The 20,306-nt window shown below is 70.0% G+C and carries 19 protein-coding genes and 1 tRNA gene; 16 read left to right on the forward strand and 4 right to left on the reverse strand.

What is annotated here, in order from left to right; translation table 11 throughout:
• Positions 1-122: 122 nt before the first annotated feature.
• Together F8O04_RS10490 and F8O04_RS10495 are read right to left on the reverse strand one after the other, a co-directional pair.
• Positions 123-989, reverse strand: a complete 867-nt coding sequence (locus tag F8O04_RS10490; protein WP_158029334.1) for an NAD(P)-dependent oxidoreductase — start codon at positions 987-989, stop codon at positions 123-125.
• Positions 986-2,725 carry a dihydroxy-acid dehydratase gene (locus F8O04_RS10495; RefSeq protein ID WP_158029335.1) on the reverse strand — a complete coding sequence of 580 codons (1,740 nt, stop codon included), beginning with the start codon at positions 2,723-2,725 and terminating at the stop codon, positions 986-988. Before F8O04_RS10495 ends, F8O04_RS10490 begins: the two co-directional genes overlap by 4 nt.
• A gap of 185 nt (positions 2,726-2,910) precedes the next feature.
• On the opposite strand from F8O04_RS10495, the gene F8O04_RS10500 reads away from it, so the two are divergent.
• From F8O04_RS10500 to F8O04_RS10545, 10 genes are all read left to right on the forward strand, one after another.
• The gene (locus F8O04_RS10500; RefSeq protein WP_158029336.1) at positions 2,911-4,017 is read left to right on the forward strand and encodes a TadA family conjugal transfer-associated ATPase; all 1,107 of its coding nucleotides are present in this window, start codon (positions 2,911-2,913) and stop codon (positions 4,015-4,017) included.
• On the forward strand, positions 4,014-4,940 hold the full coding sequence (locus F8O04_RS10505) for a type II secretion system F family protein (RefSeq protein WP_158029337.1): 927 nt from the start codon (positions 4,014-4,016) through the stop codon (positions 4,938-4,940). Before F8O04_RS10500 ends, F8O04_RS10505 begins: the two co-directional genes overlap by 4 nt.
• Before the next feature lie 74 nt (positions 4,941-5,014).
• Positions 5,015-5,269, forward strand: coding sequence for a DUF4244 domain-containing protein (locus F8O04_RS10510; RefSeq protein WP_158029338.1), 255 nt, complete (start codon positions 5,015-5,017; stop codon positions 5,267-5,269).
• A 2-nt stretch (positions 5,270-5,271) separates the two neighbouring features.
• Entirely contained in the window at positions 5,272-5,625 is a 354-nt protein-coding gene (locus tag F8O04_RS10515) for a TadE family type IV pilus minor pilin (protein WP_225735009.1), read from the forward strand.
• 5 nt (positions 5,626-5,630) lie between these two features.
• On the forward strand, positions 5,631-6,008 hold the full coding sequence (locus tag F8O04_RS10520) for an Rv3654c family TadE-like protein (protein ID WP_188726387.1): 378 nt from the start codon (positions 5,631-5,633) through the stop codon (positions 6,006-6,008).
• Between the two features lie 151 nt (positions 6,009-6,159).
• Entirely contained in the window at positions 6,160-9,024 is a 2,865-nt protein-coding gene (topA, locus tag F8O04_RS10525; RefSeq protein ID WP_158029340.1) for a type I DNA topoisomerase, read from the forward strand.
• Positions 9,021-9,680: a dTMP kinase gene (gene tmk / locus F8O04_RS10530; RefSeq protein WP_158029341.1), complete on the forward strand. Its 660-nt coding sequence runs from the start codon at positions 9,021-9,023 to the stop codon at positions 9,678-9,680. The genes topA and tmk overlap by 4 nt, the downstream gene beginning before the upstream one ends.
• Positions 9,677-10,846, forward strand: coding sequence for a DNA polymerase III subunit delta' (locus F8O04_RS10535; protein WP_158029342.1), 1,170 nt, complete (start codon positions 9,677-9,679; stop codon positions 10,844-10,846). Before tmk ends, F8O04_RS10535 begins: the two co-directional genes overlap by 4 nt.
• An 80-nt stretch (positions 10,847-10,926) precedes the next feature.
• Positions 10,927-12,531 (forward strand): alpha/beta hydrolase, encoded by a 1,605-nt coding sequence (locus F8O04_RS10540; RefSeq protein WP_158029343.1) that lies wholly within the window; start codon positions 10,927-10,929, stop codon positions 12,529-12,531.
• Positions 12,532-12,713: 182 nt separating this feature from the next.
• A tRNA-Thr gene (locus tag F8O04_RS10545) sits at positions 12,714-12,786 on the forward strand.
• A 251-nt stretch (positions 12,787-13,037) separates the two neighbouring features.
• Here the strand turns inward: F8O04_RS10545 and F8O04_RS10550 are convergent.
• Complete coding sequence (locus F8O04_RS10550) at positions 13,038-13,742, reverse strand: hypothetical protein (RefSeq protein WP_158029344.1); 705 nt, start codon at positions 13,740-13,742, stop codon at positions 13,038-13,040.
• Positions 13,743-13,834: 92 nt separating this feature from the next.
• Between F8O04_RS10550 and F8O04_RS10555 the strand changes: the two genes are divergently transcribed.
• Both F8O04_RS10555 and F8O04_RS10560 read left to right on the forward strand, forming a co-directional pair.
• Positions 13,835-14,596 carry a Pr6Pr family membrane protein gene (locus tag F8O04_RS10555; protein ID WP_225735010.1) on the forward strand — a complete coding sequence of 254 codons (762 nt, stop codon included), beginning with the start codon at positions 13,835-13,837 and terminating at the stop codon, positions 14,594-14,596.
• Positions 14,593-15,174, forward strand: coding sequence for an SMI1/KNR4 family protein (locus tag F8O04_RS10560; RefSeq protein ID WP_188726388.1), 582 nt, complete (start codon positions 14,593-14,595; stop codon positions 15,172-15,174). Before F8O04_RS10555 ends, F8O04_RS10560 begins: the two co-directional genes overlap by 4 nt.
• A 39-nt stretch (positions 15,175-15,213) precedes the next feature.
• On the opposite strand, the gene F8O04_RS10565 is transcribed toward F8O04_RS10560, so the two are convergent.
• The gene (locus F8O04_RS10565) at positions 15,214-15,948 is read right to left on the reverse strand and encodes a FadR/GntR family transcriptional regulator (RefSeq protein ID WP_188726389.1); all 735 of its coding nucleotides are present in this window, start codon (positions 15,946-15,948) and stop codon (positions 15,214-15,216) included.
• Positions 15,949-16,135: 187 nt separating this feature from the next.
• Here F8O04_RS10565 and F8O04_RS10570 point away from each other — a divergent pair, with 187 nt between their 5' ends.
• Genes F8O04_RS10570 through F8O04_RS10585 form a run of 4 tightly spaced genes read left to right on the forward strand, consistent with a single transcriptional unit; the run spans position 16,136 to position 20,240 of the window.
• Positions 16,136-16,999 (forward strand): transporter substrate-binding domain-containing protein, encoded by an 864-nt coding sequence (locus tag F8O04_RS10570; RefSeq protein ID WP_158029347.1) that lies wholly within the window; start codon positions 16,136-16,138, stop codon positions 16,997-16,999.
• A 39-nt stretch (positions 17,000-17,038) separates the two neighbouring features.
• A complete protein-coding gene (locus F8O04_RS10575) occupies positions 17,039-17,833 on the forward strand; it encodes an amino acid ABC transporter permease (protein WP_158029348.1) in 795 nt (264 codons plus the stop codon).
• Complete coding sequence (locus tag F8O04_RS10580; protein WP_158029349.1) at positions 17,830-18,624, forward strand: amino acid ABC transporter ATP-binding protein; 795 nt, start codon at positions 17,830-17,832, stop codon at positions 18,622-18,624. The genes F8O04_RS10575 and F8O04_RS10580 overlap by 4 nt, the downstream gene beginning before the upstream one ends.
• A 41-nt stretch (positions 18,625-18,665) precedes the next feature.
• On the forward strand, positions 18,666-20,240 hold the full coding sequence (locus F8O04_RS10585; protein WP_188726390.1) for a gamma-glutamyltransferase: 1,575 nt from the start codon (positions 18,666-18,668) through the stop codon (positions 20,238-20,240).
• The last annotated feature ends 66 nt before the right edge of the window (positions 20,241-20,306 follow it).

The raw sequence follows: 20,306 nt of genomic DNA on the forward strand, positions 1-20,306 counted from the left end.
CACTGATCGCGGCTTGGCTCTTACGCTCGAACACTATGGCAATCACGTGCGCGCGACGACCGATCTCGCCTGAAGTGCGCGGATGCCATGGACGGCGTTCGCGTAGAGGCAAAACGGAAGTGTCATTCCTGCACCCCGGGAAGCCAGTGCACCAGCGCAGACGGGTGCTGGTCGGCCTCGGTGACCGCCGCGTTTGCGAAGACCTGCCTCGCATATGGGAAAAGCCCCGAGGCGAACCCGTTCGACTCGAGCAGATCGGCGATGTTGCGCTGCACCTCGACGAGGCCGCCGAGCGGCATCCCGCCCGCCTCGTACTCACCGGCCAGGGCTTTCGGCAGCCCCATCCGCAGGCAGGCGCTGTCGGCGAAGCCGCCGAAGAGGATCGCCATCGACTCCTGCGCGTCGAGGCCGAGCCGCTCGATCAGCCAGGCCGTTTCGGCCGCGGCAACGAAGTTGATCGACACGTGGTAGTTGTTGATGAGCTTGAGCATGAGGCCGCGCCCGGCGGCGCCCATATGCGCGATCCTGCCGGTGTAGGCCGCAGCGATGGGCCGCAGGAGCTCGACGGCGGCGGCGTCGCCGCCCGCGGCGCACACCAGGGTGCCGGCCTCGGCGCCCATGGGGCCACCGCTGACCGGTGCGTCGACGAAGTGCGCCCCCTTCTCGGCGAAGGCGGCGTGGACCTTCTCGGCGATGCGCGGGTCGTAGGTGCCGTGGTCGGCGAATAACTGGCCGGGCCGGGCCGCCTCCAGCAGCCGCCCGAGGTAGATCTCCTCGATCGCCGGCCCGTCGAGCAGGCAGCCGAGCACGGTATCCGCCTGCGCGGCGAGCGCCGCGGGCGACTCGGCGAGCCGCGCGCCGGCGTCGACGACCGGCTGCAGCTTTTCGGGGGTGCGCCCCCAGACGACGACGTCGTGCCCGGCGGCCAGAAGCCGCTCGACCATCGGCCGGCCCATCGCGCCGACCCCGATAAACCCGATCGTCGTCATGATCCACCCGCATTCGTTTCGTCGAGCAGTGTCTCGTCGAGCAGCGACTCGTCGAGAAGGAAGTCGAAATCGCACCCCTCGTCGGGCTGCAGGGCGTGTCTCGCGTAGAGGCGGCCCCAGCCTCGCGCCGGGGGCGCAGCGCTCGCACCCACCGGCGTGCGCCGGGCGAGCTCGTCGGGCGGGACGAGTAGATCGAGCCGTCCCTGCTCGACGTCGAGCTCGATCTCGTCGCCGTCGCGCACGTACGCCAGCGGCCCGCCCACCGCCGCCTCCGGCGAGACGTGGAGCACGACGCTGCCACTTGAGGTGCCGCTCATCCGTGCGTCGGTGACACGGAGCATGTCGGTCACGCCGGCCGTGAAGAGCTTCGCCGGGATCGGGACGTGCCCGACCTCGGGGATGCCCGGGCCTCCCCGGACGCCGACGCCCCGGAGCACGAGCACGCTCGACTCGTCGACGGCGAGATCCTCGCGGTCGATCTTCGACCACATGTCGGCGACGCCGTCGAACACGACGGCCTTCCCGCGGTGGCGTCGCTTGCTCGGCGCGGCCCCAGCGATCTTCATGACCGCGCCGTCGGGCGCGAGGGTGCCGCGCACCACCGTGATGCCGCCGTCCGGGGTGAGCGGTGCGGCCGGGTCCGCGATCGGGGCGCCGGCCTGCGGCGTGCCGAGCCCGTCGAACACCTCGCCCCAGGTGCGCCCGTCCGCCGTCGGCACGTCCTCGTGCAGCAGGTGGCGGATGCGGGCGGCGACCGCGGGGATGCCGCCCGCGGCATCCAGGTCGCTCAATAGCGCGCGGCCGTTCGGCTTGACGTCGGTGATGAAGGGCGTGGTGCTCGACCATTCGCGGAGCCGGTCGACGCCGATCCGCAGCCCCGCGCGTCCCGCGATCGCCTCGAGGTGGATGAGTGCGTTCGTCGATCCGCCGAGCGCGCAGGTCGTGCGCACGGCGTTCTCCAGCGCCGCCATCGTGACCAGCGATCGCGGCACGATCTGTCGGGCGACGACGTCGACGACGAGTCGGCCGGAGGCCTCGGCCACCAGCTGACGCCTCGATGCTGCGGCGGGCGGCAGGCTCGAGCCCGGCAGCGCGAAGCCGAGTAGCTCGCCGATCGCGGCCATTGTCGTCGCCGTGCCCATGACGTTGCAGCTGCCGGGGCCGCCGTGGATGACGCCCTCGAAAGCGCGCCAGTCCTCGTCGCTCACCTCGCCGACGCGTCGCCGGTCGATGACCTCCCACTGCTCGTCGACGGTCATGTCCCGCCCCTCCCAGCACGCGACCGGGCGCGGGCCGCCGGTGACCAGCACAGCCGGGGTGCCGGCGCTGATCGCGCCCATGAGCACGGCGGGAACCGTCTTGTCGCAGGCGCCGAGCAGCACGACTCCGTCGATCGGGGAGGCCAGGATCGTCTCTTCCACGTCCATCGCCATCAGGTTTCTGAGGTACATCGATGAGGGACGACTGAACGGCTCGTTGATCGAGATCGACGGGAACTCGAGCGCGAGCCCGCCCGCGGCCTCGACACCCCGCTTGACGGCGGCGGCGAGCTCGCGGAACCCGTTGTTGCACGGATTCAGCTCGCTCCAGCTCGTCGAGATGCCGATGACCGGCCTTCGGCGCACGGCGTCGGCGCTGAAGCCCTCGGCTCGCAGGAATGCGCGGTGCACCATACCGTCGGCACTGTCCTCGCCGAAGATACTGCCGTCGAGCCGATGGATGTTCTCCTGCGACATGGACGCTCCTTGGGGGGTTCGGTCATCCGCGCGTCGTTGCGTGATGCCCGCACGGCATCGTAGCCGACGTCGCGCTGCCCGCGGATGCTCGCCGCGCGCCTGTGGGAAACCCCGGTTCGTGCCCCATCCACAGGCGGCCGGCCGTTTTCTGCGGGGCGGCGGCGCGCATCCATACCGTCGTGGCCATGCAGCAGCCGCCGACCTCGAAGCGCAACCGGTACGTCGCCGTGCCACCCGGCAAGCGCCCCGCGACCGTCGCGCTGCCACCGAGGGGCGACGGGTGGCGCGGGCCGAGATCGCGCCGCACCATCACCCGCGACGACGCGGCGGCCTTCGGATCGCTCGCGCCGTTCGTGGCCGACGGGGAGGTCACGGACGTGTTCGTCAACGGCCCGCACTCGCTCTACGTCGACCGGGGCACGGGCGCGGGGCTCGAGCCCGACTGGTCCGCGACCGGTCACGAGGCGCTGCGAGCGCTCGCCGTGCGCATCATCGCCCGTGGCGGGAGGCACCTCGACGAGGCTGAGCCGTGCGTCGACGTGCGCATCGGCGACGGCATCCGGGTGCATGCCGTGCTGCCGCCCGTCTCGACCGGCGGCACCATTCTGAGCATCCGACTGCCGCGCACCGAGCCGCCGACGATGAGCGAGCTGCGAGGGCGGGGGGCGTTCGGCGACGGCATCGAAGACACCCTGCGTGCCGCCGTCGCGGCCCGCACCAACGTGCTCATCACGGGTGCGGGCGGCAGCGGCAAGACGACGCTGCTGGCGGCGCTGCTCGCCTGCGCCGAGCCCGCCGATCGCATTGTCGCCATCGAAGACGTCGCCGAGCTGCGCATCGCCCACCCGCACGTCATCGGTCTCGAGTCGCGCCAGGCGAACATCGAGGGCGCCGGCGAGGTCGGGCTGCCCCGGCTCGTGCGCGAGGCCCTGCGGATGCGCCCCGACCGTCTCGTGCTCGGCGAATGCCGGGGCGCCGAGCTGCGCGACCTGCTCGCCGCCCTTAACACGGGTCACGACGGCGGCGCCGGCACGCTGCACGCGAACTCGCTCGCCGATGTGCCGAGCAGGCTCGAGGCGCTCGGTGCGCTCGCTGGTCTCGATCCGCGCGCGGTCGCACGACAGGCGGTCTCGGCGATCGGCATGGTCGTGCACGTGGAACGCCGCGCGGGGCGACGGCGCGTCGCTGAGCTCGGCGAGTTCGGGCTCGACCGCGACGGTCGCCTGACCGTCACGGCGATCAGCGGCACGGGCGCTGGCGAGGCCGGCCGAACGAACGGAAGGGCCGCGTGAGCGGGCGCGAGCTCTCGCCGACGGAGGTGGTCGCGGCCGTGCTCGACCGCCTCGCCATGCTGCTGCGGGGAGGCGCGGCGCCGGCGACCGCATGGGGGCTGCTGGCGAAGCACGGGAGGGCCGACGAATCGACCGCCGACGTCGTGCGCAAGGTCGCGGGCGTGCTCGCCGCAGGCGGCGATGCGGGCGAGGTGCTGGCGGCTCGCGCCGAGGCCCCGTGGCGCGCGCTCGGGTGCGCGTGGGCGCTCGCGGGCCGAACGGGCGCCCCGCTGGCCCGCAGCCTCGCCGGGCTCGCCGACGGGTTTCGCGATGTCGGCGAGGCCGAGCGCGACGTGCGCGTTGCGCTCGAGGGACCGAACTCGACGAGCCGCATCGTGATCGCGCTGCCGCTCGTCGGCCTCGGCCTCGGCCTCGTGATGGGCGTCGACACGCTCGGCGTGCTCACGACGACGCCGCTCGGCATCGCCTGTTCGGTCGCCGGAGCGGCGCTCATGGCGGGTGCGTGGTGGTGGATGCGGGCGCTCGTCCGACGGGCCCGCGTCAGCGACCCGCACCCCGGCCTGGCCCTCGATCTCGTCGCGCTCGGCCTGCGTGGCGGCGGGGCGGCGACAGACATCGCCGCCACCGTCGCCGCCGCCATGCGCGAGTACGACCTGCGCGACGGAGCGGCCGCGGAAGTCGGACGCACGCTCGACCTCGCCGCCGATGCCGGCGTGCCGCCGGCAGAGCTCCTGCGGCGCGAGGCCGCCCTCGTGCGCGTCATCGCCAGGGCGTCGGCGAAGCGGCGCGCGGCCAGGCTCGGCGTGTCGCTCATGCTGCCCCTCGGCGTGTGCGTGCTGCCGGCCTTCATCGCTCTCGGCGTGGCGCCACTGATTCTCGCGATCCTCGGCGACGTCATCGGCCCTCTCGACGTGGCGCCCTGAGACGGCGCCGCCCCATCACGCGTTCGTGCCGCCAGCTGGCCCGCTCGGGCCATGACAAAGAAGGAGTGTTCACCATGACCACTATCGTTGCCGCGACCGCCGCGACCTCCGAACCAGCTCTGGAAGCCTCGGGCTCATCGTGCCAGTCGCACGGCGCGCGTGTGCGGGCGGCGCTTCGCGACGAGCGCGGCGCCGAAACCGCCGAGTACGCGATCGCCACGATGGCCGCCGTGGCCTTCGCGGGGCTGCTCGTCGCCATCATGCAGAGCGACACCGTGCGCGCCATGCTCGAAGACCTCGTCGCGCGCGCGCTCACGTTCGCGGGCTGATCGTGCGACGCGCGACGCGGCCGCGGGCGGGGGAGCGGGGCTCGGTCTCGGCAGAGTTCGCCGCGAGCCTGCCCGCGGTCGTGCTCGTGCTCGCCGTCTGCCTCGGCGCGCTGCAGGTCGGCGGCATGCAGGTACGGCTACAGGATGCCGCCGCCGACGCCGCGAGAATCGTCGCACGCGGTGATTCGCTCGCGGCCGCAGCGGCGCGCGTCGAGCGCGCCGCTGCGGGGGTCGATCTGGCCGTCACCGACGAGGGCGAGCTCGTCTGCGCGACGCTGACGGGATCGGTCGCCGTCGCCGGACTCTTCAGCCTGCCCGTGGGCGCGCGTTCGTGCGCGCTCGCGGGCGGGCGGTGACTCCCGTGGCGACGCGAGTCCCGCGCCCGCTCGGTCGCCTGCACGGCGAGCGAGGGGCGGGCGCGGTGCTCGCCGTCGCGCTCATCGCCGCAAGTCTCGCGTTCGCGATCGCGCTCGTGCAGGTGTTCGCGGCGCTCTCGGCCCACCAACGCGTGCAGGCGGCGGCCGATGCGGCGGCGCTCGCCGCGGCCGACACGCTCTCCGGCCGCGTGAGCGGCGACCCGTGCGGCCGCGCGACCGAACTCGCGACCGCAAACGGGGCATCCGTGCGAAGCTGCGAACTCGACGGGGTCGAAGCCTTGGTCGTCGTCGATCTGTCTGCCGGATGGGTTACGGTTTCGGCGGCCGCGCTCGCGGGTCCAGCACCCGCCTTGCGGTCATGAAGCCCGTACCTATAATGGCGCGGACGAACCCCCGCTCGCCCGGCGAGCTCCCGCAACGTCTGGCGAACCTCCGCTCGTCTGTCGGCGAAGCGCTCATTCACCGCGCAGCTCCGCATCCACCACCTCTTCTGAAGCGAGGAACACACCCCGCGTGTCTGGCTCCAACAAACTGGTCATCGTCGAGTCGCCGACGAAGGTAAAAAGCATCTCTCAGTACCTCGGCGACGACTACACCGTGATGGCCTCGGTCGGCCACATCCGCGACCTCATCGAACCCAAGAACCTGCCGGCAGAGAAGAAGCAGGGCGCCCTCGGAAAGTTCTCGATCGACATCGACAACGACTTCGAGCCCTACTACACGATCTCCGAAGGCAAGCAGAAAACGGTGGCCGAGCTCAAGCGCGCGCTGAAAAACGCCGACGAGCTCATCCTCGCCACCGATGAAGACCGCGAAGGCGAGGCCATCGCGTGGCACCTGCTCGAGGTGCTGAAGCCCAAGGTGCCGGTCAAGCGCATGGTGTTTCACGAGATCACGCGCGAGGCCATCGAAGCGGCGAAGAACGCAACGCGCGACATCGACGTCAACCTCGTCGATGCGCAAGAGACCCGCCGCGTTCTCGACCGCCTCTACGGCTACGAGCTCTCGCCCGTCCTCTGGCGCAAGGTGCGCGTCGGGCTCAGCGCCGGTCGCGTGCAGTCGGCCGCGACGCGCCTCGTCGTCGAGCGCGAGCGCGAGCGCATGGCCTTCGTGAAGGCGTCGTACTGGGGCGTGCAGACCGAGTTCGAGCCGGATGCCGGGGGTGCGTTCGCGTCGCGCCTCACCCGCGTCGACGGGCAGCGCATCGCGACCGGCCGCGACTTCGACGACCATGGCAACCTCAAGAACGACGTGACCGTGCTCGTGGAGGAGGCGGCCGAGTCGATCGCCGAGCAGCTCAAGGACGGGGCACCCGTCACGGTGCTCAGCCTCGAGACCAAGCCGTACACGCGCCGGCCCGCGGCACCCTTCACGACGTCGACCCTCCAGCAGGAGGCCGGCCGTAAGCTTCGATTCTCGGCGCGGCAGACGATGAGCGTCGCCCAATCGCTCTACGAGCACGGGCACATCACGTATATGCGTACCGACTCGGCCTCGCTCTCCCAGCAGGCCATCGCGGCGGCGCGCTCGCAGGCCACAAAGCTGTACGGCGCCGACAGCATCCCCGAGAAGCCCCGCCTTTACGGGTCGAAGTCGAAGAACGCGCAAGAGGCGCACGAGGCGATCCGCCCCGCCGGCTCGCAGTTCGCGCTCCCGTCGGAACTGCAGCGATCGCTGTCGCCGAACGAGTCGAAGCTCTACGACCTGATCTGGAAGCGCACGGTCGCCTCGCAGATGGCCGACGCGAAGGGCCAAACCGCGACCGTGACGCTGGGCGCATCGCCCCTCGAGGTGCCGACGGCGCAGGGTGAGGTGCAGCAGGTCGCCTGCGAGTTCCAGACCTCGGGCACCGTGATCACGTTCCGCGGGTTCCTCGCCGCCTACGAGGAGGGGCAGGACGAGCCGCGCAACCGCGACGACGCCGAGGCGAAGCTCCCGCCGCTCGAGGTGGGTCAGGCGCTGTCGACCGCTGAGGCGGAAGCGTCGTCGCACGAGACGTCGCCGCCGCCGCGATACACCGAGGCGAGCCTCGTCAAGACTCTCGACGAGCTCGGCATCGGCCGCCCGTCGACGTATGCGTCGATCATCGCGACGATCCAGGACCGCGGCTACGTGCACACGAAGGGGTCGGCGCTCGTGCCGAGCTGGATCGCGTTCAGCGTCGTGCGGCTGCTCGAAGAGAACTTCAACGAGCTCGTGCAGTACGACTTCACGGCCCAGATGGAGGCCGACCTCGACCGCATCGCCGGTGGCGAGCGCGACCGCAACGACTGGCTTCGCGCCTTCTACTTTGGCACCGACGACTACCCGGGCCTGCGGCCCGTCGTCGACAATCTCGGCGAGATCGACCCGAAGGCGATCAACACCATCCCGATTACGGAGGACGCCTCCCTCCGCGTCGGGCGTTACGGGCCGTACCTCGAGGTCACCGACGGCACCGGCGGCACGCCCCGCCGCATCGGCGTGCCCGAGGACCTCGCCCCCGACGAGCTCACGGAAGCGAAGGCGCGCGAACTCATCGACGCGCCGATCCCGCAAGACCGCGAGCTCGGGGTCGACCCCGAGACGGGCAACACAATCGTGGTGAAGGACGGCCGCTTCGGGTCATACGTGTCCGAGGTGTTCCCGGAGCCGGCGAACGACGCGGACGCGAGCGAGGGCGACGCCGGCGACTCGGCGCCGAAGCGCCGAACGAAGAAGCCAGCGGGCCCCAAGCCGCGCACGGCATCGCTCTTCGCCTCGATGCTGCAGGAGCAGGTCACGCTCGAGCAGGCGCTGCAGCTGCTCCGCCTGCCCCGGGTCGTCGGCACCGATCCCGAGTCGGGGGAGGAGATCACGGCGCAGAACGGGCGCTACGGCCCCTACCTCAAGAAGGGCGCCGACAGCGACGAGAAGAAGGCCGAGACGCGCTCGCTGCCGAGCGAAGACGCGATCTTCACCGTCGACCTCGACACGGCGCTCGAGCTCTTCGCCCAGCCCAAGTTCGCGAATCGACAGTCGAAGAGCGTCATCAAGGAGTTCGGCGCCGACCCGGTCTCGGGCAAGACGGTTCGCGTGCGCGATGGCAGGTTCGGGCCCTACGTGACCGACGGCGAGACGAACGCGACGATCCCGCGCGGCGAGGTCCCCGACGAGCTCGACTTCGAGCGGGCGACCCAGCTGCTTGCCGACAAGCGCGCCAAGGGGCCGGCGAAGCCCGCCCGGGGCGGCGCCAAGAAGCCGGCTGCCAAGAAGCCGGCCGCGAAAAAGCCGGCAGCCAAGAAGCCGGCAGCCAAGAAGCCCGCACCGAAGACGTCCGCCGCGACCTCGTCCTCGAGCGCCGCGAAGAAGCCCACGACCCGCACGCCCGCCGCCAAGAAGCCGGCGAGCGACGCGTGACCGGTCTCTTCGTCACCCTTGAGGGCGGCGATGGCGTCGGCAAATCGACGCACGCGCGACGCATCGAGGCCTGGATGCGCGACCGCGGCATCGAGACCGTGCGCACGAGGGAGCCGGGCGGCACAGAGCTCGGTGCCGAGATCCGCCAGATCGTGCTGCATCACCGCGGTCACATCGACTCGCGCGCCGAGGCCCTGCTCTACGCCGCCGACCGGGCGCATCACGTGGCGACAGTCGTGCGGCCCGCGCTCGAGCGCGGCGCGTGCGTCATCCAGGACCGCTACATCGACTCGTCCGTCGCGTACCAGGGCGCCGGACGCGACCTCGGGTCCGATGACGTGCGCGCGCTGAGCGAATGGGCGACGCGCGAGCTGACGCCGCATCTCACGGTCCTGCTCGACCTCGACGTGGCCGAGGGGCGCAGGCGAATGCTCGCCGGCCGCAGCGGCCTCGACCGTCTGGAGGCCGAGACGGTCGCGTTTCACGAGCGCGTGCGGCACACCTTCCTCGGCGTCGCGGCGCTCGAACCCGAGCGATTCCTCGTCGTTGACGCATCGAGGCCCCAGGACGAGGTGGCCGCCCGCATCGCCGAGCGGCTCGAGACGCTGCTCGCCGCCCAGCGCGGGCAGACGAGCGAGGGGCACGCGTCGTCGTGAGCGTGTGGGACGAGCTGCGGGGACAAGAGTCCGCCATCGACGTGTTCCAGCGGGCCGCGGCAGCATCGAGGCCCGGCGCCGCCGAGCCCGGTGGCATGACGAACTCGTGGCTCATCACCGGGCCGGCTGGTTCGGGGAGAAGCACGATGGCGTACGCGTTCGCCGCGTCGCTCCTGTGCGACGAGGATGGTTGCGGCCGGTGCCCGTCGTGCGCGCAGGTGCGGGCTCGCTCCCACCCCGACCTCACGGCCGTCGTGACCGAGACCGTGCAGCTCGATATCGGCACCGCGAGGGAGCTCGTCGAACGGGCGTCGCGGTCGCCGATGTCGTCCAGGTACCGGGTGATCGTCGTGGAGGATGCCGACCGCATGGTCGCGCGCACGTCGAACACCCTCCTCAAGGCGATCGAGGAGCCCGCAGCGTCGACCGTGTGGGTGCTCTGCGCGCCGAGCGAGACGGATCTGCTGCCGACGATCCGTTCCCGCGTGCGCACCATCGGCCTGCGGGTGCCGCCGGTCGACCAGGTCGCTCGGCTGCTGTCCGAGCGAGACGGTATTCCGGTCGATGACGCCGCACGTGCCGCACGCGAGGCGCAGAGCCACATCGGCATGGCGCGCCGCCTTGCGACCTCGCCCGAGGCCTGGGCGAGGCGCGATGCGTCGCTCGACGGCGTGCTAGCGCTGCGAACGACCGGCGAGGCGGTGCGGAAGGCGGCGCAGCTCGTGCAACTCGCCGACGAAGACGGCTCCGCGCAGTCGGCCGATCGCGACGAGCGGGAACGGGCCGACGCCTTCCGTTCGCTCGGCATCGAGCAGGGCGCGGCCGTCCCCAGGCAGTTGCGCGGCACGATCCGCGACCTCGAAGACCACCAGAAACGCCGGGCGAAACGATCGCAGGTCGACGGTATCGACCGCATCCTCACCGATATCCAGTCGCTCGTGCGCGACGTCATCACCGTGCAACTCGAGTTGGGCGCCGACCTCATCAACGAGCGGCGCAGCGGCGAAATCGAGACGGTGGCCAGGGGGACGACCTCCGAGCATTCGCTCCGTACCATGGACAGCATCCGCGAGGCACGTGAGCGCATCGCCGCGAACGTTCCGCCGGTGTTGGCGATCGAGGCGCTGCTTATCGCCATGATCCCTCGCGCGGGGCGGCACCCATAGCGTCCGCCCCGCGGCGGCGAGACCAGGTTCGAGGCACAACCGCACGAGAAGAGCACCGGGCCCTGACGAAACGAGGAGCGATGTCGCGCACAGATCGACCCACGCAGTCACGGGTGTCCCGCGGGCGGTCGCTCGCGGTCGCCGCCGTCGCGATGCTCGCAACCGTGGTGCTCAGCGGATGCACGCTCGTGACGACCATCGCCGACCGCGGATCGGAAACCCCGAACGGCTCGAACGGCTCCGCCGACGGACTCGACGTCATCGACCCAGACCTGCCTGACGACGTCAGGTCGTACTCCGAGCAGGAGCTCGACTGGTGGGACTGCCAGGGGTTCCAGTGCACGATGGCGTCGGCCCCGATGGACTGGGACGACCCGTCGAAAGGCGATATCGAGCTCGCCATGTTGAAGGTGCCCGCCTCGGGCGACCCGCTGGGCACGATCTTCGTCAACCCCGGCGGGCCCGGCGGATCCGGGGTCCAGCTCGCCGCCGCGGCCGAGTACCTCTTCGGTCGCGATGTGCTCAACAACTACGACATCGTCGGCTGGGATCCGCGCGGCGTCGGCCAATCGACGGCCATCGATTGCCTCGACGACGACGAGCTCGACGACTACCTGTACCCGACGCCGGACCCGGCCGAAGCGTCCATGTCGGAGGAAGAGCTCATCGAGATCATGACCGAGCGAGAGCGGGCGTTCGGCGAGGGGTGCCTCGAGAAGACTGGCCCGATGCTCGAGTTCGTCGACACCATCTCGACGGTTCACGACCTCGACATGCTGCGTGCGACCGTCGGCGACGCGCAGCTGAACTACCTCGGTTTCTCGTACGGCACCGAGCTCGGGGCGCACTTCATCGACACCTTCCCGGAGCGCGCCGGGCGCATGGTGCTCGACGGGGCCGTGGACCCGTCGCTGGACCGGCTCGAAAGCTCGCTCGCGCAGCGCGAGGGGTTCATCTCGGCGACCGAGTCGTACATCAACAACTGCCTCAGCGGGCCGGAGTGCCCGTTCACGGGCACGTATGACGACGCGATCGAGGAAATCAGGGCCACGATGGACGCCGTCGACAAAGCGCTCCCGAAGCACACCGATGGCCGCACGCTGACGAGCAGCGTGATCAACATGGCCATCAGCGCGAGCATGTACGACGAGTCGATGTGGCCGCAGCTCAGCGACGCCTTCAGCGCATACGACGCGTCGGGCGACCCGAGCGGGTTCTTCTCGCTGGTCGACACCTACAACGACCGAGCCCCTGATGGCACCTACACGTCCAATATTCAGGAGGCGTTCCCTGCGATCAGTTGCATGGATGCTCCCGCCGAGACCGACGAGGCGGCGATCGCGGCCTACAACGAGGCCATGCAGGAGCTCGACCCGTTCGCGAGGCCCGGGCTCGAGACCGTGGGCGACCTCACGTGCCAGGAGTTCCCGTTCGAGTCGCGGGCGACGCCCGGGCCGGTGTCGGGCGCCGGGGCGGGGCCCGTGCTGGTCATCGGCACGACCGGTGACCCGGCGACCCCGTATGAGCAGGCCATCGCGCTCGCCGACCAGCTTGAGTCGGGCATCCTCGTGACGTACGAGGGCGAGGGGCACACCGTCTACGGCGGAAAGAGCACGTGCATCGACGACATCGTCGACCGCTACTTCGTCGACGGCGACGTTCCCGAGGGTGAGCCCGTCTGCTAGCCGGCCGCGGCGGTGCGACTTGGCGCCCGAGGTTTGCCGAATGCTCGCACGTGATGGTCGCGCCGCCGGACGGCGTCTGAGGGGCGTTGGAGGGCGTGGCCCGTGAGCGCTGCGATTCGCGTGGCATTGCGCGCATGGGCTATGCTCTAGTGTCGTTGTGCGGGGAATCGCGCAGCGCGTAGGCCGCCTTAGCTCAGTCGGCAGAGCGATTCACTCGTAATGAATAGGTCGTGGGTTCGATTCCCACAGGCGGCCCCGATCGACCCCCGCAGCGCTCCCGGCGCCGGCGGGGGCCCTTTTCGTTGACGCCGTCCCGCATTGGCTGACCAGACTCCTGCGTCTGTAACTCGCCATGGGCGCCGACCTTTGTGATTTCTCGCTCCCCGACCTCGACGACGTGGCGGCCTGCATCAGCACATGGCCAGGCCGGGTGCTCGACGTCGCCAAGTTGTTCCTGCATCAGGTCTACGCTGCGTTCAAACCGTAAGCAGGCCCCTCACTGACTGTTACCGGAGCGAAAAGTCAACGACATCGACTACGGCGTCGTCCGGCATCAGCGGGTAGTGTCGGCGCAGTCCCAATACATAGTCCTCGACGGATTGGTCGGGCCGGATCCGCAAGCGTTCCTGCGTGAGCTCGCTGAGGCGGTAGCGCTTTACGGCGGTGATCTCTCCCGGCAGCGGTGCGCCTTCATCGTTCTCGAAGTAGATGATCACCGGTCCTGCATTCCAGGACTCGTCCCAGCGAACCGATGAGGACTTGCTCCCGTCCGTGACGGCGTCGCGATATCGCTTGTTGAGACGGAAGACCCGCTGCGCGTCCGCGTCGGGAGAGAAATAGGTGTCAGGCAGTAGCTTCGCGATCGGCCGCATGCGCGGCCCGTCCTGGCTGGGCACAGCCACCAGCGCGTCAGGGTGCAAGTCCAGCATGACTTGTCGGCAACGACCGCAGGGCGGAATCAGTCCGCGCTCCTGGTTCCCCGCCGCTGCCATTGCGACGAGTGGCCCAGACTGAGCGGTGGCAGCAACGCCAATCGCGACCAGCTCCGCACATGGTCCGCCGGTGAAGTGAAAGACATTCACTGCTGTGTGAATGCGGCCTCGGGTATCGAGGGCGGCCGCGGCAACAGTGTGGTTCGGACCACTTCCGAGAGTCCGCGCAAGCGATTCAGCCGCTTCGATCACGCGGAGCTCCGAGAGGAGAGGTTCCATGCCACTCATCATCCCAGACAGGTTGATTCTCACGTGGCGCAGTGGCAGGTGGCAGCAGTGTCCGATGGCGTCGATCTTCTAGGCTGACCGCTGTGATCCACGCATCAGCCACGCGGAACACGGTTCTCGCCGTTGGGCTCGCGCGCGCTGGTGTTGGCACGGCCGTCATCCTCATGCTCCTCGCCACGTTCGCCGGTCGCGTCGCCGTGGGCGACAGCAACCCGTTCGACTTCTTCGGCTACTTCACCAACCTGAGCAGTCTTTTGACGAGCGGCGTTCTCATCACCACGGGCACGCTCATGATGTCAGGGCGTCCTGTCCCAGCATGGCTGACAGTGGCGCGCGGGGTCGCGACAGCATGTCTGCTCATCGTCGCCGTGGTCTACAACGGACTCGTCCCCGGTACCGCATCGGCGCCACCCTGGGTGAGCGCCGTTCTCCACATCTTCCTTCCGCTCATCGTCGCCATCGACTGGTTGTCGGTCGGTGATCGTGGCCGGTTGCCGTGGAGGCAGCTCTGGGTCGTTCTCCCGTACCCGGTCGTGTGGGTGACCGTCGTTCTGATCCGCGGAGCAACTGACGGCTGGGTGCCGTACGGCTTCCTGCTGCCCGAACGGGGCATCCCTTCGCTCATCGCTCACGTCATGGGACTCTTCGTCGCGCTCGTCGCGGCCGGTGCGATCGTGTGGGCTGCGACGCGCTCGCCCGGGATCGTCTTGCGGCGCGGAGGAGACGGCGTGGAACCGGCAGCAGGCGCCAGGAAGGCAGAGCGAATACCGGTGATCGACCAAGCCCATCAGGTCGATCGGGGCCGCGGCCGATGTGGCCGGCGGTCATGGAGGATGTTCCGATGAGCGAGGACGTCCACCGAATGACCGAGGTCTGGCGGCGGCTTGACGCGCTCGGCGCGACCATCACGCCGGTGCCACCCCAGCGCGTCCGGCAGCTGATCGATGAGCTGACGTCGCTCGTCGGCCCGATGCCCGACGACTACCTCGAGGTGCTGGAGCGTTACGGCGGCGACATCGAACTCGACGACGACGACGTCGAGTTCGTCGCGGCGATGCCCTCCGCCTGGGCGGTCGGCGGCGCCGACGGCATCGAGCGGATGCACGGGCTGACGAGCTCGTACGGGCGGAGCGTGTTCGAGGCGGTCGCCGCCTACGAGGGGCGCATCCCGCCCGGGTGGCTGCCGATCGGTGACGCGGCCGGCGGCAACCAGCTCTGCCTCCGCACAGCACGCGGCGCGCGGGGCCGCGAGGTCGACGACATCGGGGCGATCGGGTTCTGGGATCACGAAGCCGAGCGAGCCGTCGATGCCGGCGGCCGCGCACGGGGGCTCACGCCGGTCGCGACCTCGTTCCGCGCCTTCGTCGATCTCCTGCGCGTCGCGGGCCGGGACGGCATGGGCGCGCCGGAGCCGCGCGACTGAGCCGATTCGAGCGTCCGTCGCGAGCCGGCGCGGCGGATGTCAGGGAACCGGCGCATCGTCGATGGCGCGTCGCCGCTCCTCCGCGACGCTCGACCACATGCCGGCGATATGGGACGCTGCCGCAGCCTCGGCCGCCTCGGGGTCATGGGCGGCGATCGCGTCAAGGATCGCGTGATGGTCGCGCAGCGCGAGCCGGCGGGTGACGCGAGTGATCGGAAGGGAGGCCCGCGTGACGTCGAGGATCTCCGAGACCCGGTCGAGCAACCGCAGCAGCAACGGGTTGTCGGTGTACTGGGCGATGGCGCGGTGGAACAGGCGGTCGAGCCGGCTGAACTCGGCCCGGTCGTTGTCACGCGCCATGTCATCCAGGATCCTGCGCAGCTGCTCGATCTCGAGCTCGGTCGCTCGCCTGGCGGCGAGCGCCGCGATCGGCGGCTCGATGCAGGCCCGCACCTCGAGTGCTTGCGCGAAATCGTCGGAGTAGAGGGCCAAGCCCGACACGAGCGCCTCGCCGGCCGCCGACTGGCTCGCGTCGCGCACGATGGTGCCTCGCCCTTGCCGACGTTCAATGCGCCCCTGCAACTCGAGCGTGCGGAGCGCGTCGCGGAGCGAGCCTCGCGACACGGCCATGCGCTCGGCGAGCTCGCGCTCGGGTGGCAGGCGATCGCCGTCGCTGAGCCCGCCCTCGAGGATCAGTCGTTCAAGCGACAACGAGAGCGAGTCGGTGAGTGAAGGCCGGGGTTCCCGCAATCGCTCCCAGTCGATCTCGGTCATGGTCGACTCCAATTGATTGAACCAATTGTGCAATGCTCGCAGCTGGACTAGCGTGACAATCCAAACATAACGCAAGCGAAACACTGCCGTAACGCGCGTTGTGGGTCGAAGGGGCATCCTAGTAACGCGTGCTCCAACCGAAACACTCTCCCATCTATTGGTTCTACCAATGCACTAAGGAGTCCAAATGCTCTCCCGTAGCTTCTCGTTCCGAGGCGCGGCCGCTGTCGCGGGTGCCGCCCTCGTTGTCATCTCCATCGCCGGCTGCACCCCTGCCTCCGAGGTCGACGGCGCCGACACGCCGGATGAACCGCTGCTCTCGCCGCCGGCGATCAGCGAGGCCGGCGTGCTCCCGGTGTGCACCGCCCTCGGCCTTGCCGCTATGCCGCTCTTCTACTTCGACGAGGCGCAGGAACCGCAGGGCATCGAGATCGACATGGCGCGCGACATCGCGAACCGGCTTGGGCTCGAGTACCGGGCCGTGTCGACCCAGTTCCCCTCGCTCGTGCCATCGCTCGAGGCGGAACAGTGCGATCTCGTCATGGGATCGCTGTTCATCACGGAAGAACGGCAGGAGGTCGTCGACTTCGTGCCGTACCTCCTATCTGGGTCAGGCCTCCTCGTTCGTTCGGACGACGAAGACGCCGTGAGCGAGTTCGGTCCGGAGCTGTGCGGCCAGCGCGTCGGAACGCTCACGGGGACCTCGGCGTCGGCCGCGCTGAAGGCATTCGACGAGTGCGACGCGGGCAACGAGCTCGTGCTCACCGAGATCGACAGCGCCGCAACGGGCCGGCAGATGCTGCTGAACGACCAGCTCGACGTGTTGTCCCTTTCGATGGCCGACATGTACTACATGGAGGCGGAGTCCCAGGGTGCCCTGCGCGTCGCCGGCGAGCCCTTCGAAACGTTCGACATCGGCATCGCCGTGCGAAAGGACTCGACCGAGCTCAAGGCGGCGGTCGAGCAGGCGGTCGAGGACATGGTCGCCGACGGCACGTACGACGGGATCCTCGCGAGCGAGAGCCTCGAAGCCATCTCGTACTTTGCGTAGCGCGGCCATCGAAGGAACGCCCATGAATAAGGGACGCCTATGAATTTCGACTGGCCATTCTTCTGGCAAAGCCTCCTCACCCCGTCCGGCCCGTTCCTCGCGGGCTTCGGGCTCACGATCGTCATCTCGATCGCGTCGATGATCCTCGCCGTCATCGTGGGGCTCATCATCGCCATCGCGGGGCGCTCCCGCTGGACGATCCTGCGGGTTCTCGCCGGCATCTACATCTGGGTGATCCGGGGCACGCCGCTCCTCGTGCAGCTCGTGATCATCTACCTCGGTCTTGCGGCCGCAGGCGTCTTCCGGTTCGAGGACCAGTACGTGTTCGGCTTCCTCGTGCGAGGGGCGGTCATCGCCGCGATCGTCGGGCTCACGATCCACGAGAGCGCGTACATCTCCGAGATCATCCGATCCGGCCTCGAGGCCGTCGACCGGGGGCAGCTCGAGGCGGCCGCCGCCCTGAGTATGACGCCGGCGCAGTCAATGCGCTGGATCATCCTGCCGCAGGCGCTCCGCACGATCGTGCCGCCCTTCGGCAACGAGTTCAACAGCCTCATGAAGATGACGTCGATCCTGAGCATCATCGGCGTCAGTGAGATGTTCCTCGTGGCGCAGTCGATCAGCTCGGTCACGTTCTTGACCTTCGAGATCTTCATCGTCGTCGCGATCTACTACCTGCTGCTCACGACGGTCTGGACGTTCATCCAGGCCGCCATCGAGCGCGCGCTCAACCGGCGCGTCGGCATCCCGGTGCCGCAGAGCCTGGCCGCCCGAGCATGGACACGCTTCACGACCGTCCCCCGCGTCGGCGGTGTTGAGAGGACAAACGCATGAGCAACGAATCAGCGCCCCCGCAGGCGTCGGCCGAGCCCCTAGTCCGCGTGAGCGACGTGTCGCGACGCATCGGCGAGCACAGCATCCTGACCGGATGCTCGTTCGACGTGAACCGTGGCGAGGTCGTCGTGCTGATCGGCCCGTCGGGCGCGGGGAAGACCACGCTACTGCGCACGATCAACCGGCTCGAGCCGCACGATTCCGGCGAGATCCACGTGGCGGGCCACCGTATCGGCTACCAGGGTCACGGCAGCAAACGGACCGAGCTGTCATCGAAGGCCATCGCTGCCCAGCGGCGCGACATCGGCTTCGTGTTCCAGCAGTTCAACCTGTTCGCCCACATGACGGCCGCCGAGAACGTCTGGCACACGCCCGTGCGGATCCTCAAGCAGCGCCCGGCCGAGGCGAAGGCGAGGGCGCACGAGCTCCTCACGCGCGTCGGCCTGGCGGCCAAGGCCGACGCCCACCCCCGCAACCTCTCGGGTGGGCAGCAGCAGCGCGTCGCCATCGCCCGGGCGCTCGCCATGAAGCCGAAACTCATGCTCTTCGACGAGCCGACGAGCGCGCTCGACCCCGAGATGGTGGGCGAGGTGCTCGCGGTCATGAAAGACCTCGCCCGGGAGCACATGACGATGATCGTCGTCACCCACGAGATGGGTTTCGCGCGCGACGTGGCCGACCGCATCGTCGTGATGGACGAGGGCGGCATCATCGAGACGGCTCCGCCGGCCGAGCTCTTCTCGAACCCGAAGAGCCCTCGCACGGCGTCGTTCCTGGCCCAGGTCCGATGACGCACGCAAGCGACCCACCACCGAGAGGGACCAACGCCACCATGACGCCGACGAACGGGGCCATCGCGACACCGCACCGGCTCGCGACCCGCGCGGGCGAACTCGCGTTCCGCAGCGGGGGAACCGCCGTCGACGCGGCGCTCGCCGCGGCCGCGACGCTTGCCGTCGTTTACCCGCACAACACCGGAATCGGCGGCGACCTCGTCGCCATCGTGCGCGACCCGGACGGGCGGCTGCACGGGGTCAACGCGACCGGGTGGGGGGCGGAGCGCGAGAGCCTCGAGCAGCTCGTCGACCGCTACGGTGCCGAGATTCCGCGCCGGGGCGTCGGCCCCATCACCGTGCCGGGCGCGCTGCGCGGCTGGGCGGTGCTCGCCGAGGTCGGCGCACGACTCGGCCGCTCGGCGCACCTCGGCACCGCCATCGAGGCCGCCCGCGATGGCGTGACGGTTTCGTCGTCGCTCGCGATGTGTCTCGCGGCCGAGTGGGCGACGCTCGACGACCCGGATGCTCGAGCCGCGCTCGGCATCGAGGACCGGCCCCTGCGCCGTGGAGAGCGGCTCATGCAGCCGGCGCTCGCCCGCACGCTGGAACTGCTGGAACGCGACGGGTTCGACGCCTTCTACGAGGGGGAGCTGGCGGACGAGGTCGTCTCCGGCCTCGCGGCCAAGGGGGCACGGTTCACGGCGCAGGACTTCGCATCGTTCGCGGCCGACCGCACCGACCCGATCGGGATCGACTGGCGGGGCTTGCGCGTGAGCACGCTCGGGCCGAACACGCAGGGCTTCGGGCTGCTGCGGGCCGCCGCGGCGCTCGACACGAGCGAGCGTGAGGCGCCGGAGCTCATCGCTCGGCTCTTCTCCGAGGCGAATCACCTTCGAGACACCGCGCTCGGAGACCCGCGGCACGCGCCCGTCGACATCGCGCCCCTCGTCCACGGCGACGTTGACCTGCCCGAGCCGGCGACGGTTCCCGACCCGCGTCTTGCACGAGGCGACACGATCGGGATCGCGGCGGCCGACGCCGAGGGCTGGGCGGTCTCGCTCGTGCAGAGCCAGTTCCACCTCTTCGGCTCGGGCGTCTACGACCCGGGCACGGGCATCCTGTTCCATAACCGGGGCTACTCGTTCTCGCTCGACGCCGCCGCGCCCGGTCGGTTCGGGCCGCGCGTGCGCCCGGCGCACACCCTCATGCCGGTCGTCGTCACCGACGCGGCGGGTGAGCCGGCGTTCGTGCAGGCGACGATGGGGGGCAAGGCACAGGCGCAGATCCATACGCAACTGCTGCTGCGACTGGCGGGCGGGGCGTCGGCGGCCGAGGCGGTCGCGGCACCCCGGTGGACGGTGGGCGCGTACGCGCCGGGAGATCGATCGGACTCGGTCTACGCCGAGGCCGACGTTCCGGATGAGGTGGTCGCTCGGCTGCACGACGAGGGCTACCCGATCGTGACGGTGCCGCCCCTGACCGAGATGCTCGGTCACTCCAACGTGGTGCGGCGCGTCGGGACGGGGTTCGACGCGGCCGCCGACCCGCGCAGCGACGGCGCGGCGTACGTCGCCGCGCCCGCCGAGGGCGAGGACCTTGAGGGTGCCGAGGCGGTTCAACGGGCGGGATAGGCGACCTGCCGTGCCGCCTCGGCACCGTGATGGTCACGGGGGGTGGGCGGCCGGGCGATGTCGCAT

It is taken from the genome of Pseudoclavibacter endophyticus, assembly GCF_008831085.1.
Classification (GTDB): domain Bacteria; phylum Actinomycetota; class Actinomycetes; order Actinomycetales; family Microbacteriaceae; genus Pseudoclavibacter; species Pseudoclavibacter endophyticus.